At 46.5% G+C, this 17,280-nt stretch carries 3 protein-coding genes; all 3 read left to right on the top strand.

The features are described from left to right. Positions 1 to 15: 15 nt before the first annotated feature. Positions 16 to 2,178, top strand: coding sequence for a fibronectin type III domain-containing protein (locus AC23N5_RS16930; protein ID WP_487756489.1), 2,163 nt, complete (start codon positions 16 to 18; stop codon positions 2,176 to 2,178). Positions 2,179 to 2,185: 7 nt separating this feature from the next. Then, entirely contained in the window at positions 2,186 to 3,544 is a 1,359-nt protein-coding gene (locus AC23N5_RS16925) for a PKD domain-containing protein (RefSeq protein ID WP_487756488.1), read from the top strand. 178 nt (positions 3,545 to 3,722) lie between these two features. Further along, entirely contained in the window at positions 3,723 to 17,222 is a 13,500-nt protein-coding gene (locus AC23N5_RS16920; protein WP_487756487.1) for a T9SS type A sorting domain-containing protein, read from the top strand. Positions 17,223 to 17,280: the final 58 nt, after the last annotated feature.

Genomic DNA, 17,280 nt, shown 5'->3' with positions numbered 1-17,280 from the left:
ATCTACGCATTCGTTGTGTCATTGGTTAGATGCTTTCAATTGGTAGCACAGCAGCCTTCAACCAAAGGGGCCGTGTTGATTTACCCTTCCGAAAAGGGTAACCTGCTATCTATTTTTCTAAAAGATAGAAAAGGCGTTTCACCTGATGAATTTTTAAAGACTACTGCTTATTTCAAAATCAACCGAGCAGAGTTACTTCTCAATAATACCTTTAAGCCTTATCAAAAAATAGGGCAAACCAAACGTAGTAAGACCGTTGCTGAACTGAGAGCCGTCGTGACTGGGCAAGGAGTAATAGGACTCCAAAAAGTCAAAAACCTACCTACAGAAGCGTCGCTTCAACAATACCTTGATTCAGAATATCATTTTGATTCATTGCTTGTATTGGGTTTTTATTCGCCTAAATATTTGGAGGCTTTTGGGATTGCTTTCAATGATACACAGGCTGAGAGTGGGTTGGTATATTCTTATCAGGTGATTAGGGTCGATAAATCGGGGAAAGAGGAACTCTGGGCTGAAGCAAAAATTGTAAGCAAAGTACCCAATCCACAACTAAATCAGATTAAAATACAGCAAGACGCAATCATTTCAAACGACAGCTTGATTGTCTTTAAGTTTCATGTTGACTTCCCAGCCCAAAGGCTACCTAAACCTGAGGTTTTTCCTGAATATGCTCCTATCAATACCCGACTGTCTGCGAAAGAGCAAAAAAAGAAGGTAAAAGAGCAGAATACCGCATTTGTTAATTACCTAAATACGTACCCTATTGACCCCTCAAAGGTTACTTTTGCTACTTACTATCAAGAAAAAAATTCGGGATGGCAATTATTATCAAGGTATCAAACCATGCCTGACAGTGCGGGAATATACCGTTTAGGTGCATTTATCAAAACGACCCCCGAGGCGTATGTAGAGGTTCGGATAATACCCGAAATGTTTGGTGGTGTTACTAGCGAAATTGATTCGTCAGAGGTATTTGGGGCGTACGCCATTTCACAAACGAATGTTCCACTTATTTATGCTGTTTCGGGGCGAGATACTACCAACGGAATTAAAATTGATTGGGAAAAACTACCTAAAAAACCGTACTATCAAGGAGTTTTAATTGAAAGAAGAGAAGGGAACAACGACCCTGAACGCCTAGAAATTGTAAGCATAGAAACATCGTCTTACATAGATTATGCTATCAAAGGAGGTGCTATTTATAGCTATCAAGTAAGGGCATTGTTTAATCCCAAGCAGAATGTACGGCAAGAAGCCCCTGCAACAGTATCGTTATCAGGTACTACTTTTTCTGCACCGCTACCGCCGTACAATTTACGAATAGACACTTCTTCCAAAACCATGCCTATTTTGAAATGGGATGCAGCCGAAAGCAAGTCTCGCTTGGGTTTCATTGTTTACCGAGGAACTAAACCTAACCGATTGAGCCATTTGGGGGCAATTGTCAAAGGCACTGAGTTTGTGGACTCTTCAGGAGTATTTTCACCTCGTATTAAAATCTATTATGCGGTCGTAGAGCAAAATGTATCACAAGATACCAGCGACTTCTCAAATATTGTCGAATTTAAAGCAAAGGTGCCACTTGATATTGCCCCACCTGCTTATCTTAACTCTAAGTTAGTCAATGGAGATGTGTTTTTGGATTGGCCAGAAATGCGCATGAAAGACCAACTAATCAGCGGTTATCGACTTGAACGCCGAAGTGAGCTAGACAACGTATTTAGACCTATCTCTCCCAAAACGATTGCTACCAATTACCTGATGGATACTACGTTTAAGCGAGGATATATCCATGAATATCGCATTGCATCAGTGGCAGACAATGGCCAAATGGGCCCCTATAGTATGGCATTTGAAGTCAATTTTCCCAAAGAATTGCACGTAGGAGTTTCTACGTTTTCGATGGAAAATACAGCAGAAGGTATCTTGATAGAATGGCCTTCTATTGAATTTGAATCCACTAAGGAGTATATAATTTATCGAAATGACGCCCCTAAAGAACAACTTCGAAAACTGGCGTCTATTCCAGCCGGAAAGTTTCAATTCATTGATAAAACTGTCCGAGAATCAGGTTCTTATTTATACGCTATGAGCATTATTGATAAAGATGGGCGCGAAAGTCAAATTAGCAATACCAAACCATTGGTACACTCAAAACCGAAAAAACTTAAGTAGTAACACGATGATGAAAAAGATACTTCAATTGATGGTCTTTCTGGTAATTACTCAAATTCATTTTGCGTGTTTTAAAGAAATGGCGCTTTCTACTACAGCCGATTTCTCGGTTAGGTACGTGGACGACAACAAAGCCGCACCTGCACGGGTGCTCCTCGAAAACACGTCTATCAATGCAGATAAGTACAAATGGATGTTTGAAGGAACCTCGATAACTACTTCGGACCTCCAAACCCCTCCCGAATTACTTTACCAAAAAGAGGGTAAATTTAAAATCGTACTAGAAGTAAGCAACGTCGATAATAAATCGTCGCGCAAGGAAACGACCATCGAAGTCGGAAAACCCTTGAGTGCCAAGTTTGGCTTTAGCTTTGACCTCAATAATTTAGCCCCTGCTACGGTAAAATTTAAAAACTCATCAGTCGGCGCTACCCGTTACGAATGGTCGTTTGAGAAAGGGGATAAACCTACCTCTACCGAAGAGAACCCCACCGTTATTTTTGCCGAAAAAGGGCAATACAAAGTGTCTTTAAAAGCATTTAGTGGCCAAAAATTTGTGCAGTTTGATTCTACCATTCTGGTGGGTGAAAGCTTACAGCCAACTTTTGAGTACGAAACGACGGATTTTAACTTCAACCAAGAAGCGCCCCTTACCATCAAGGTTGTTAACAAATCGAAAGGAGCTCTCCAACAAAAATGGAGCGTCAATGATGCCAATGCTAGAATAACGGCCGAAAATGATTCAATAACGACCATCCTACTGCCCGAAGCAAAAACCTACAAGGTGACATTGACGGCATCCAACGGAAAAACAAGCAAGACATATGAAAAAGAGATAGTTGCGAACACTCCCACCAATTTGCTGTATTTCAAAGACATTCCATTTGGGGTGTATGAGGCTTCTACTTATTCCAGCTATTTTGTGTCGCGCCGCAAACAGTCCATTGCGACGGAGGCACTGGATACACTCTCTTTTGGTAAAGAGTTGGACATTGTGTTTTTCGCCCAAGATGAAACGCTCGGATACGGGCGGTTTTTATCGCCTGACAAAACAGCTAGTCTGTTGATGCCTACCATTCCCAAGGCTCAGCGTACTACGTTTATCAATTTGTTGGAAGCGTGTGCTGCTTGTACCCAGATGACCGATGCAAAGTTTGACGCCATCAAAACCTCCAAAGACTTTAGCCAATTTGTATTTAAGTTCAGCGACGGCGTCATTGAAGGCTTTGATAAACAAACAACTCCGCGTTATGTACCCTTCAGAACGGCCGATGGGAGATTGGGTATCATCAAAATTAAAAGTTTTCACACCACTAGCAGCGATAGCTATATCACAACTGACATCAAGGTGTATAGAAAGCCCTAACATAGAATAGATGAACATGTGTAAACGAAGAGAAAAAATGAAAAAGTTATATAGTTTATTAATAAGTGTGCTAGCGCCTTTTTTGCTGCTACCAATCAATAAAGTTATTGCCCAGACAATAGTCCGTGAACAATACTCCTCGGGTATATATGTAAGCTCTAATCGTGTACGGCCTACTATGCCAGTGCATATAACTCTCAATGACTCGGAATGTAGTGGGAAAATAAAGTGGTTTAACTCGAATGATGAACTTATCGGTATTGGAGAAACGGTCGTAGTTTCTAACGCAGCCGTGGGTACATACGAATACTACTACGATTGCGGAGAGTGGCCATCAATGGTTGACAAGATATTTAGAACAGCGACTATTGAAGTATCCAATGCTTTAAAATCACCAACTCCAAACGTTGATTTTAGCGATCAATCTGGTACCCAGACTCTTACCGTGACTGGTTGTGCAGGTCAAGTGTCTTGGTTATCAGGGAATAATGTCCTTTCAAATTCAAGTTATATAGATTTAGGGTACAATCCCATACAAAATGAAATGTATCATAAATATAAAGTGTACTGTACGGCCAATGGAAAAACTATCAGCGACCCTTTAACTTATAGCCTAGGCCAAGCTGACCAAGTAAATAACACCACATTGCCCAATCCAACTACGTATATTTATACAGTAAATTTTGATTATAGTTTAACATCCAATCAACCTACGCGTTTGGGAGTTAGTAGTTGTTATGGTTCGATTACTTGGTTAAAAAATGGGCAAGTATTTTCGACGGAGCTTTCGCCCCTTATTACCCCTCAATGCGGAGATACATACGAGCTAAAATGTACCTATGATAGATGGATATGTTCAGAAGGAAGTTTTCCTGGTAATAGCGCTTGCTGTGACCCCCGTTTTAGCACTTGTAACAATATAGAAAGAAATACAATCGCAGGAACACTTCCTAGTTGGCCTGTCTCTATTTCTCAACAACCACAGTCTCAAATAGTACAGGCGGGAGCAAATGTAACCCTTTCTGTATCTGCGTCTTATAATGGAGGGTACCAATGGCGTAAAAACGGCACCATCATTGATGGAGCCACCAGTAGTACCTATACTATCTCCAATATAACAATTGCTGATGCAGGGGAATATGATGTAGTGGTAAAAGGACCTAATTCGTGTTCTTCTGATGCCATAAGCGATAAAGCTACCATCACCGTCAGCAGCGGTGCTACTTTGACCATGAGCAGTACCGCTGTAAAATGCAACGGTGGTAACGACGGAACGGCAACCGTAAATGCCACGGACGGAACCCCTCCTTATGTTTATTTGTGGTCAAATGGAGCTACAACTGCCACTATATCAGGGTTGATAGCAGGTACTTACACTGTTACTGTCACTGACTCTAAAAATGTGGCAGCTTCCAAGAGCGTGGTCGTTACCGAACCTCCAGCTTTGGTAGTAAACCCAAGCAATACGCCCGTAAAATGTAACGGTGGTAACGACGGAACTGCTACCGTAAATGTAAGCGGCGGAACAGGTTCGTACACTTATTCGTGGAGCGGGGGAGTGACAAGTACCACCAATACCGCCACGGGTTTAGTCGCAGGAACGTACACTGTTACAGTCAAAGATGCTAATAATTGTGAGAAAAGCGTCGCCATTACCATCACAGAACCATCGGCTATCGTAATGACACCGAGTAGCACGCCTGTTAAATGTAAAAACGGCAACGACGGAACAGCGACTGTAACCGTAAGTGGGGGCACAGGCTCCTATACCTACACCTGGAGCGGGGGCGTAACAAGCACCACCAATACTGCCACAGGGCTGACTGCAGGTAGTTATACCGTTACTGTCAAAGATGCCAACAACTGCCAGAAGAGTACTACAATCACGATTAATGAACCCGCTACGTTATTGACTGTAAGCATTGCTAACTCAACCAATATTAGTTGTTTTGGGGCTAATAATGGAACAGCTACTGGTCAAATATCAGGGGGAAATACTCCATATACCTATTTGTGGAGCAACGGTACTACCAACCTAACGGCGACTAATTTGGGCGCTGGAGTCAATACGCTGCAAGTAACCGATGCTAATGGCTGTATCAAAAGTGCTTCAGTTACGATTATGGAGCCTGCGGCTATTGTACTAACTCCAAGTAGCACTGCGGTAAAGTGTTTTGGTGGAAACGATGGAACAGCGACCGTAACAGCAAGTGGGGGAACGGGGTCATACACTTATTCATGGAGCGGAGGAATAACGAGTACGACAAATACGGCCACAGGGCTGACCGCAGGGACATACACTGTCACCGTCAAAGATGCCAATAATTGCCAAAAAAATATCAACATAACTGTTACTGAACCCTCAGCACTTGTTTTAACACCTAGCAGTACGGCCGCCACTTGTAACGGAGGAACTGACGGAACGGCTAGTGTCACTGTCAATGGCGGAACGGAGCCATATACCTATACATGGAGCGGTGGCAGTATAAGTACCACCAATACAGCCACTGGCTTAACAGCGGGGACTTATACCGTACTCGTCAAAGATGCTAATAACTGCCAAAAGAGTATCACTATCACAGTAGCAGAACCTGCGCCTTTGGCACTTACCTCAAGCAGCACTCCTGTAAAATGCAAAGGAAGTAATGATGGCACTGCAACTGTAACTGCCAGCGGAGGTACAGGTTCGTACACTTACTCATGGAGTAATGGAATAACAAGCACTTCCAACACAGTAACAGGCTTGACCTCAGGCAGCTACACAGTTACAGTGAAAGATGCTAATAATTGTCAAAAAAGTATCACGATTGTTGTCAGCGAACCATCAACTTTACTAACTGTTAGTATTGCCAATTCAACCAATATTAGTTGTTATGGAGCTAACAACGGAACGGCTACTGGTCAAGTGACGGGAGGAGTTAGTCCGTACTCGTATTTATGGAGTGATGGCAGTACTGACCTTTTAGCAACAAACCTAGGGCCAGGAAATCATACACTTCAAGTAACCGATGCCAATGGATGTATCAAAACGGCTGAGATTGAATTTTTAGAACCACCAGCTATTTTTATTACGCCAAGCACTACGGCTGTTACATGTTTTGGAGGAAGTAATGGAACGGCAAGTGTAACCGTGAACGGTGGCACAGGAACCTATACCTACTTATGGAGTAATGGCAGTACAACCAGTTCCGTAACAGGTTTATCAGCAGGTGTATATACAGTCATGGTTAAAGATTCTAAAAATTGTCAAAAGACCATTGATATTACTATTACTGAACCAGACGAACTGTTATTATCATCAGGTAGTACAAATATAAGTTGCAACGGAGCCAATGATGGAGTTGCAAGCGTTACGGTAAATGGAGGAACCGCTCCCTATACTTACTCGTGGAGTGGAGGAATCACCAGTACCACTAACACCGCCACAGGTTTATTGGCAGGTACCTACACCGTCACGGTCAAAGATGCCAATAATTGCACCAAGAGTATTGCCATTACCATTACAGAACCTGCGGGTGTCATACTTACTACCAGCAGCACCCCTACCAAATGTAAAGGCGGCAACGACGGTACGGCTACCGTAACTGTAAGCGGCGGAACTGCTCCTTACACCTATTCGTGGAGTGGTGGCATTACCAGCACCACAAATACCGCCACGGGACTAACCCCAGGCACCTACACCGTCACCGTCAAAGACGCCAATAACTGTTCAAAAAGCATTGCCATCACTGTTGGAGAGCCTAGCACCTTGCTCACTGTCACTATTCCTGCCCCAACCAACATCAGTTGTAACGGTGCCAACGATGGTATCGCTACGGGAAATGTGTCGGGTGGAAGTGCCCCCTACACTTACCTGTGGAGCAATGGAAACACCAACCTAACGGCCAATAACCTACCCGCAGGAAGCAACACTCTGCAAGTCACCGACGCCAACGGCTGTATCAAAACTGCCTCGGTCACCATTTCTGAACCTGCCGCCATCGCACTTGTACCAAGTAGCACCCCTGTCAAATGCAAAAGTGGAAACGACGGGGTGGCCAGCGTCACTGCCAGTGGAGGTGCAGGCGGGTACACCTATTCGTGGGGCAGCGGTATCACTAGCACCGCAAATACCGCCACAGGACTAACCGCAGGCACCTACACCGTCACGGTCAAAGATGCCAATAATTGTACCAAGAGTATAGCCATTACCGTTACCGAACCTGACGCGCTGAGTTTGGTATCAAACAGCACAGCCACCAACTGTAACGGAGGCAACGACGGAACCGCCAGCGTAACTGTCAGCGGTGGTGTTGCTCCCTACACTTACTCGTGGAGTGGCGGAATCACCAGTACCACTAACACCGCCACAGGGCTGACCGCAGGTACCTACACTGTCACCGTCAAAGATGCCAATAATTGCACCAAGAGTATAGCCATTACCATTACAGAACCTGCGGGTGTCATACTTACTACCAGCAGCACCCCTGCCAAGTGTAAAAACGGCAACGACGGTACGGCTACCGTAACTGTAAGCGGCGGAACTGCCCCTTACACCTATTCGTGGAGTGGTGGCATTACCAGCACCACAAATACCGCCACGGGACTAACCGCAGGCACCTACACCGTCACCGTCAAAGACGCCAATAACTGTTCAAAAAGCGTTGCCATCACTGTTGGAGAGCCTAGCACCTTATTGACCGTCACCATTCCTGCCCCAACCAACATCAGTTGCAACGGTGCCAACGATGGTATCGCTACGGGAAATGTGTCGGGTGGAAGTGCCCCTTACACTTACCTGTGGAGCAATGGAAACACCAACCTAACGGCCAATAACCTACCCGCAGGAAGCAACACTCTGCAAGTCACCGACGCCAACGGCTGTATCAAAACTGCCTCGGTCACTATTTCCGAACCTGCTGCCATCGCACTTATACCAAGTAGCACCCCTGTCAAATGCAAAAGTGGAAACGACGGAGTAGCCAGCGTCACTGCCAGTGGAGGCGCGGGGGGGTACACCTATTCGTGGAGCAGCGGTATCACTAGCACCACCAACACCGCCACAGGTTTAGTGGCAGGCACCTACACCGTCACGGTCAAAGATGCTAATAATTGTACCAAGAGTATAGCCATTACCGTTACCGAACCCGACGCGCTGAGTTTGGTATCAAACAGCACAGCCACCAAATGCAACGGTGGCAACGACGGAACCGCCAGCGTAACCGTCAGCGGTGGTGTTGCTCCCTACACTTATTCGTGGAGTGGAGGAATCACCAGTACCACTAACACCGCCACAGGGCTGACCGCAGGTACCTACACCGTCACGGTCAAAGATGCCAATAATTGCACCAAGAGTATAGCCATTACCATTACAGAACCTGCGGGTGTCATACTTACTACCAGCAGCACCCCTGCCAAATGTAAAAACGGCAACGACGGTACGGCTACCGTAACTGTAAGCGGCGGAACTGCCCCTTACACCTATTCGTGGAGTGGTGGCATTACCAGCACCACAAATACCGCCACGGGACTAACCGCAGGCACCTACACCGTCACCGTCAAAGACGCCAACAACTGTTCAAAAAGCATTGCCATCACTGTTGGAGAGCCTAGCACCTTGCTCACCGTCACCATTCCTGCCCCAACCAACATCAGTTGTAACGGTGCCAACGACGGTATCGCTACGGGAAATGTGTCGGGTGGAAGTGCCCCTTACACTTACCTGTGGAGCAATGGAAACACCAACCTAACGGCCAATAACCTACCCGCAGGAAGCAACACTCTGCAAGTCACCGACGCCAACGGCTGTATCAAAACTGCCTCGGTCACCATTTCCGAACCTGCCGCCATCGCACTTATGCCAAGTAGCACCCCTGTCAAATGCAAAAGTGGAAACGACGGGGTAGCCAGCGTCACTGCCAGTGGAGGCGCGGGGGGGTACACCTATTCGTGGAGCAGCGGTATCACTAGCACAGCAAATACCGCCACAGGTTTAGTGGCAGGCACCTACACCGTCACCGTTAAAGATGCCAATAATTGTACCAAGAGTATAGCCATTACCGTTACCGAACCCGACGCGTTGAGTTTGGTATCGAGCAGTACGGCCATCCAATGCAACGGTGGCAACGACGGAACCGCCAGCGTAACCGTCAGCGGTGGTGTTGCTCCCTACACTTACTCGTGGAGTGGAGGAATCACCAGTACCACTAACACCGCCACAGGGCTGACCGCAGGTACCTACACCGTCACGGTCAAAGATGCCAATAATTGCACCAAGAGTATAGCCATCACCGTTACAGAACCTGCGGCGATTGTACTCACCCCAAGCAGTAGCCCCGTCAAATGTAAAGGCGGCAACGACGGTACGGCCACCGTCAGTTTGACTGGAGGAACTGCACCTTATATATTTTCATGGAGTGGCGGTATTACTAGTACCTCCAACTTCGCCACGGGGCTGGCCGCAGGCACCTACACGGTCACGGTCAAAGATGCCAAAAACTGCCAAAAAAGTAGTAGTATCACCGTCACCGAGCCAGCAACTATTCTCACCCTAACCTCAACCGCTACTGCTGTTCAATGCAACGCTGGTAATGATGGTACAGCCACTGTCAATGTAAGCGGTGGTACAGCCCCCTACAGCTATACTTGGAGTGGTGGTATAACTAGCACTACTAATACTGCGACAGGCTTGGTCGCTGGAAACTACACGGTGACCGTCAGAGATGCGAACAACTGTCTAAAAAGCGTCGTGATTTCTGTTGGTGCACCAACTCCTATTGTACTTTCCCCAAGCAGCACCCCAGCCAAATGCAAAGGTGGCAACGACGGAACAGCAAGTATCAGTGTCAGTGGAGGAATCGCTCCCTACTCCTATTCGTGGAGCGGAGGCATTACCAGTACGACAAACACCGCTACTGGTTTAGTGGCTGGTACTTATACCGTTACCGTCAAAGATGCTAACAATTGTCAAAAGAATATCACTGTCACTGTGACCGAGCCCAATGAGTTAGTCTTGACTCCTAGCACTACAGCAGTTAAATGCAACGACGGCAACGATGGAACCGCAAGCGTAACCGTCAACGGTGGTGTTGCCCCCTACACCTACTCGTGGAGTGCTGGCATCACCAGCACCACTAATACCGCCACGGGGTTAGTAGCAGGTACCTATACAGTCACGGTCAAAGACGCCAACAACTGTACAAAGAGTGTATCCATAGTAGTCACTAATCCAGCGCCTATCGCTTTCCTTCCTAGTAGTGTCTCTGTTAAATGTAAAGGAGGTACGGACGGCGCGGCAGGAGTTACCGTCAGCGGAGGAACTGCCCCTTACACCTATTCATGGAGTGGGGGAGTCACTAGCACCACTAACACCGCCACTGGCTTGGCCGCAGGCACCTACACGGTCACGGTCAAAGATGCCAATAACTGTCAAAAAAGTAGTAGTATCACCGTCACCGAGCCAGCAACTAGCCTCACCTTAACCTCAACCGCTACTGCTGTTAAATGCAACGCTGGTAATGATGGTACAGCCACTGTCAATGTAAGCGGTGGTACAGCCCCCTACAGCTATACTTGGAGTGGTGGTATAACGAGCACTACTAATACTGCGACAGGCTTGGTCGCTGGAAACTACACGGTGACCGTCAGAGATGCGAACAACTGTCTAAAAAGCGTCGTGATTTCTGTTGGTGCACCAACTCCCATTGTACTTTCCCCAAGCAGCACCCCAGCCAAATGCAAAGGTGGCAACGACGGAACAGCAAGTATCAGTGTCAGTGGAGGAATCGCTCCCTACTCCTATTCGTGGAGCGGAGGCATTACCAGTACGATAAACACCGCCACTGGTTTAGTGGCGGGTACTTATACAGTTACCGTCAAAGATGCTAACAATTGTCAAAAGAATATCACTATCACTGTGACCGAGCCCAATGAGTTAGTCTTGACTCCTAGCACTACAGCAGTTAAATGTAACGGCAGTAACGATGGAACCGCCAGCGTAACCGTCAACGGTGGTGTTGCCCCCTACATCTACTCGTGGAGTGCTGGCATCACCAGCACCACTAATACCGCCACGGGGTTAGTAGCAGGTACCTATACAGTCACGGTCAAAGACGCCAATAATTGTCAAAAAGCTATCGCCATCACCGTCTCCGAACCAACTGTATTGATGCTGGCTTCTAGTGGCACATCAGTTAAATGTAAAGCAGGGACGGATGGCACGGCCACAGTGAGTGCCAGTGGTGGCACCGCACCCTACACCTACGCATGGAGCAACGGCAGCACCAGCGCCACGGCCACGGGCTTAGCCGCAGGTACTTACACGGTGACGGTCAAAGATGCCAATAACTGCCAAAAGAGTAGTAGTGTTACCATCAGTGAACCCGAGGCCTTGGTGTTAGTACCGAGCAGTGTTGCCGTAAAATGCAGCGGCGACGGTACGGCAATGGTCACTGTGAGCGGTGGTGTAAGTCCTTACACTTATTCGTGGGACAAAGGAGTAACCAGCACCACCAATGTAGCCTCAGGCTTGCCAGCGGGCACCTACACGGTGACAGTAAAAGATGCCAACAACTGTGAGAAAAGTGTTAAAATTACCATTGACCAACCAGCAAGTATTACCTTAACATCAAGCACAGTGGCGGTTAAGTGTAAAGGAGGAAAGGACGGTTCAGCCAGTGTAACAGTAAATGGAGGAGAAGCTCCTTATACCTACTCATGGAGTAATGGTAGCACCAGCGCCACGGCCACAGGCTTGGCGGCAGGCACCTACACGGTCTTAGTCAAAGATGTAAATGGCTGCGAAAAAAGCATCGATATCAGCGTTACTGAACCCGAGGCACTTACGTTAGTCTCCACAAGCGTAACGGTAAAGTGCAAAGGGGGGAGCGACGGAGTGGCTAGCGTCAGCGTAAGTGGCGGAACGGCACCTTACACCTATGCGTGGAGTAACGGCATTACCAGTACCACCAACACCGCCACGGGCTTGACCGCAGGTACCTACACCGTGACAGTCAAAGATGCTAACAACTGTCAACAGAGTACTTTAGTGAGTGTGACTGAACCAACGGCTTTGAGCGCTATTACCAGTAGTGAAAATGTTAAATGCAAAGGAGGTAACGACGGAACGGCCAGCGTCAGCGTCAGCGGCGGAACGGCACCTTACACCTATGCGTGGAGTAACGGCATTACCAGTATCACCAACACCGCTACTGGTTTAGTAGCTGGTACCTACACAGTCACAATCAAAGATGCCAATGGTTGCCAACAGTTAACCACGGTGAGTGTAGGCGAACCTGCTTTGGCTCTCTCGTTGAGCTCGGCCAGTACCGCGGTTAAATGTAATGGCGGCAACGACGGTACGGCCAGCGTGAGTGTGAGTGGTGGCACGGCACCTTATACCTATGCGTGGAGTGGGGGTATTACCAGCACCACCCAGTCCGCGACGGGTTTAGTCGCAGGTACTTACACGGTCACGGTCAAAGATGCCAATGGTTGCCAAAAGAGCATAACTATCACCGTCAGCGAACCTACGGGTATGGTGCTAACTGCTACGAGCGAACCTGCCAAGTGCTTTGGCGCAAAGGACGGAATCGCCAGCGTGAGTGTTAGTGGCGGTACGGCACCGTACACCTACGCTTGGAGTGGAAGCATTACCAGTACAACGAACATCGCTACAGGCTTGGCCGCAGGAGCGTACACGGTCACCGTCAAAGATGCTAACAATTGCCAAAAAACGCTAACCATCACGGTGAACCAGCCAGTGGCGTTGGTGTTGACCTCGGCCACTACTACCGTCAAATGCAACGGCGGCAACGACGGTACGGCCACCGTGAGTGTGAGTGGTGGCACGACGCCGTACAGCTACGTATGGAGCAATGGCATTACCAGCACGACCAACACCGCCACGGGCTTGGCCGCAGGTACTTACACGGTGACAGTCAAAGATGCCAATAACTGTCAACAAAGCACTAACATTACGGTTGTTCAGCCCGCAGGAATGGTACTAACTCCGACGGTTGTAGCCGTCAAATGCAAAGGCGGCACCGATGGCTCGGCAAGCATTGGGGTAACAGGTGGCACAGCCCCCTATACTTATGCTTGGAATGGAGGTATCACAAGTACGTCCAACTCGGCCACGGGCTTAGCGGCAGGTACATACACAGTAACAGTAAAGGATGCCAATAACTGTCAACAGACGGTTTCAATCTCCATTACCGAGCCAGCGGCGTTGGTGTTAACTCCAAGTAGTACTGCGGCCAATTGTGCTGGTAGTACCGACGGTACGGCCAGCGTAGCCGTGAGCGGCGGAACAGCCCCTTACAGTTACACCTGGAGCGGAGGCATTACGAGTACAACTAATACGGCTAAAGGCTTGGCAGCAGGGACTTACACTGTAACGGTCAAGGATGCCAATAACTGCCAACAGACAGTTTCTATCATCATCACCGAACCTGACGCAGCTACACGTATGGTACTCACAACCGATGTGCGTCAAATCCGATGCTTTGGTGGCACAGGAAGTGCCACGGTAGCAGTGACGGGTGGAATAAGCCCCTATACCTACGTGTGGAGCAACGGAGCTACTACCCCCGAACTAACCAACGCCACAGCAGGGGAGTACACCGTAACTGTGAAAGATGCTAAAGGATGCACTACGGCGAAAATAGTAACTATAGTGAGCCCAACGGAGATGGTATTGACCCCTACCATTGTAGATGTGAAATGTACCTCTGAAGCTACAGGTAGAATTCTTATTAGCGTAGTTGGAGGAACAGCTCCTTATACCTACTTGTGGAGCAATGGGGCTAAAACTTCGGCAGTTACGGGATTACAGGCAGGAACATATATGGTAACAGTTTCAGACGCTACCAACTGTTCAAAAACGATGGAGGTTACTATCACCGAACCACAAGAGGCACTTCAGAAGTTTTTATCAATAAAAGATGTAACTTGTAAAGGAGGAAATGATGGTAGTATTCAAGCTTTTGTGTTTGGTGGAACAGCCCCTTATACCTATTCATGGAGTAATGGTTCTGCTTTGGAAACTGCCGAAAATTTAGTAAAAGGTACCTATTCATTACAAGTTGCGGATGCAAATAATTGTACCCTGTCAGAGCAAATAGTGGTAAATGAACCACAAGAAGGGATAACTATTACGTCAAAAGTTACAAAAATTACCTGCAAAGGAGTAGCGGATGGAAAAATTGAACTAGCTGCTTCTGGTGCCAATGGAGGGAATAACCCATTCCAATTCTATTATATTTGGAAAGATGGCGTTATTAGCAATACCCGTTACGGTTTGGCTGCAGGTACCTATACCGTCGAAGTTTTCGATTATTTTGGTTGTTCAAAAACTCAATCGTTTACCATTGAAGAACCACTTCAACCATTGAGCATAGCGACAGAAATTATTTCTGAAAAATGTTTTAACACTAAAGATGGTAAAGCCATAGTTACAGCTATCGGTGGGGAAGCTCCATATCGCTACCTTTGGAGCATGGGTGATACCACATTCCAAGTGAATAATATTCAACGTGGATGGGTATCAGTGAAAGTAACAGACAAAAATGGCTGTAGTAGAGATTTTTCAGAGTTTGTCAGCGGGCCAGACCCTCTACAAGTAAGCACTGATGTAACCGATGTACTTTGCTATGACGGCAAAGATGGAAAAATCAGAGTAAATATCAGTGGTGGCACGTGGCCAATGGAAGTTTCTGTGAGAGGAAATGATATTGCAACGGGAATAAATCTAGGCTTGACCAACGAAGTATCATCGCTGAAAGCAGGTACCTACCAAATCACGGGTAAGGATAAAAATGGATGTGTTTTGCCAGCCCAAGAAGTAACTATAAAACAACCTTTAACGCCACTGACAGTTTCTTTGGTAGAAGCCACCTCACCACGAGGATTTGGCTTGGCAGATGGTAAACTACAATTAGTCGTAAAAGGGGGAACTTCTCCATCAGGTTATTACACAAACACTTGGCAGGTAAACGGCACTCCATTTGACAACGTTACGACAACGACTTCAGGAACGGATTTTACCATTCAATCTTCATCAGCTGTTGGCGGAAATTATACGGTGACAGTAACTGATAATAATTACGAATTGGCAACGGATAAGAAAGGTTGTAGGGTTGACTACACGTATTTCTTAAAACAACCAGATAAGTTAATGGCTACCTCAATTGTGTATAAAAAGCCTTCATGTGCGGGTAAAATTGATGGTGAAATCGGAGCAGATATCAAAGGAGGTGTACCCATTTCAGAATCAGGGACTTTCTCAGAACGGTATAAGCTTCAATGGTTTAGAAAAAACAATGAAGAACTTGTTGACTTAAATACAAATGAAGCTACTATTAAAAATGCAGAAAGTGGCATTTATGTAGTGAAGGTTACGGATAAAAATGATATTTCGGCAACTTTCGAACTAGAACTCGCCCCTACACCAAGTATCTACGCCAATTTCCATACGATACAGCCACAGTGTAAAAATCAAAATACGGGAGGAATTGAGCTCGTCAATATTGAAGGTGGAGTAGCCCCCTACACAATCACTTGGAATAAGGGCTTGTCAGGGCCTAATTTAAGTAACCTTGAGGCAGGTAATTATTATGCCATCATTAAAGATAAAAATGGTTGTTACGGCGAAGCAGCAGTTGGCTTAAAAGAGGTATTTGATTTTTCAATTAATTTGGTGGCTAAAAAAGACCTAGTTTGTAAGGGCAATTGCGAAGGCGAACTAGAAGTGAAAATTACTGGTACAGGTGCTTTAAATCCATACTCATTTAGCTGGCAGAATGGATTGAGTACTCAAAAAATCACAAGACGATGCGCTGGTATTTATACTGCGACCGTGGCTAATTCGAGAGGTTGTAGAGTAACAAAATCATTTGAAATTAAAGAGCCAGAAAACGCATATACCATTGAGGTTTCTAATGACTTGCTGTTTTGTGCTAGCTCGGAGGTTGAAGTTAATGCTACACAGGCCGACGCAAAAGCGTACAGTTGGACACTTCCCGATGGTAAGCTACTTTCAACCCCTGTAGCATCAATTGGCCAGTCGGGTCAGTACAAGGTCGAAGTGACCAACGCACTTGGTTGCAAGGCTAGTGATGTATTTAATGTAACTATTGTTGATGTAAAAACGACCGCCACCTTCGCCATGTCTTATGTTGGCTTGGTAGGTGAACGAATTTATGCCGTCAATCTGACACCGTCAATACCTGTAAGATGGCGTGTATCTTCAGAGCTAAAAATTGATTATGAAGGTACAGAACAGCTAGTTTTTAGTGCTCAAAAACCAGGAGAATATAAAATAGAAATGATTGTTCCTGAAGATGGCTGTGAAGCTGTCGTAAGCAAAACAATTACGATTTTCACTCCCCCAGGCGGTAGAATTGCTCCAAATGGCCTGTCAGATGAGTCAAGTACGACTAAGAATCAAGAAGAAGCATTTATTGTTTACCCCAATCCTGTCACCAACGTGCTTCGCTTGAAAGTGCAAGAGAGCAAGGGGCAAGTAGTCCAAACTTCGTTGATGGATGCTTCGGGTCGAGAGGTAGTACGCCGCCAATTTATGCCAGAGACGAATACCCATCAAGAAGAGTTTGGCGTCAGCGAATTACCAGCTGGAATCTATTTCTTGAAGATAACAACCTCTGAGAAACAAGTGGTGCTGAAGGTAGTGAAGCGGTAGTTTTGAGACAAAATTAAAGGGTTGGCCCTCTTCAAAATAGTTGGAGAGGGCTTTTTTG

It is taken from the genome of Runella sp. R5_40 (assembly GCF_057652295.1).
This window is presented reverse-complemented; position numbering and strand designations above follow the sequence as displayed.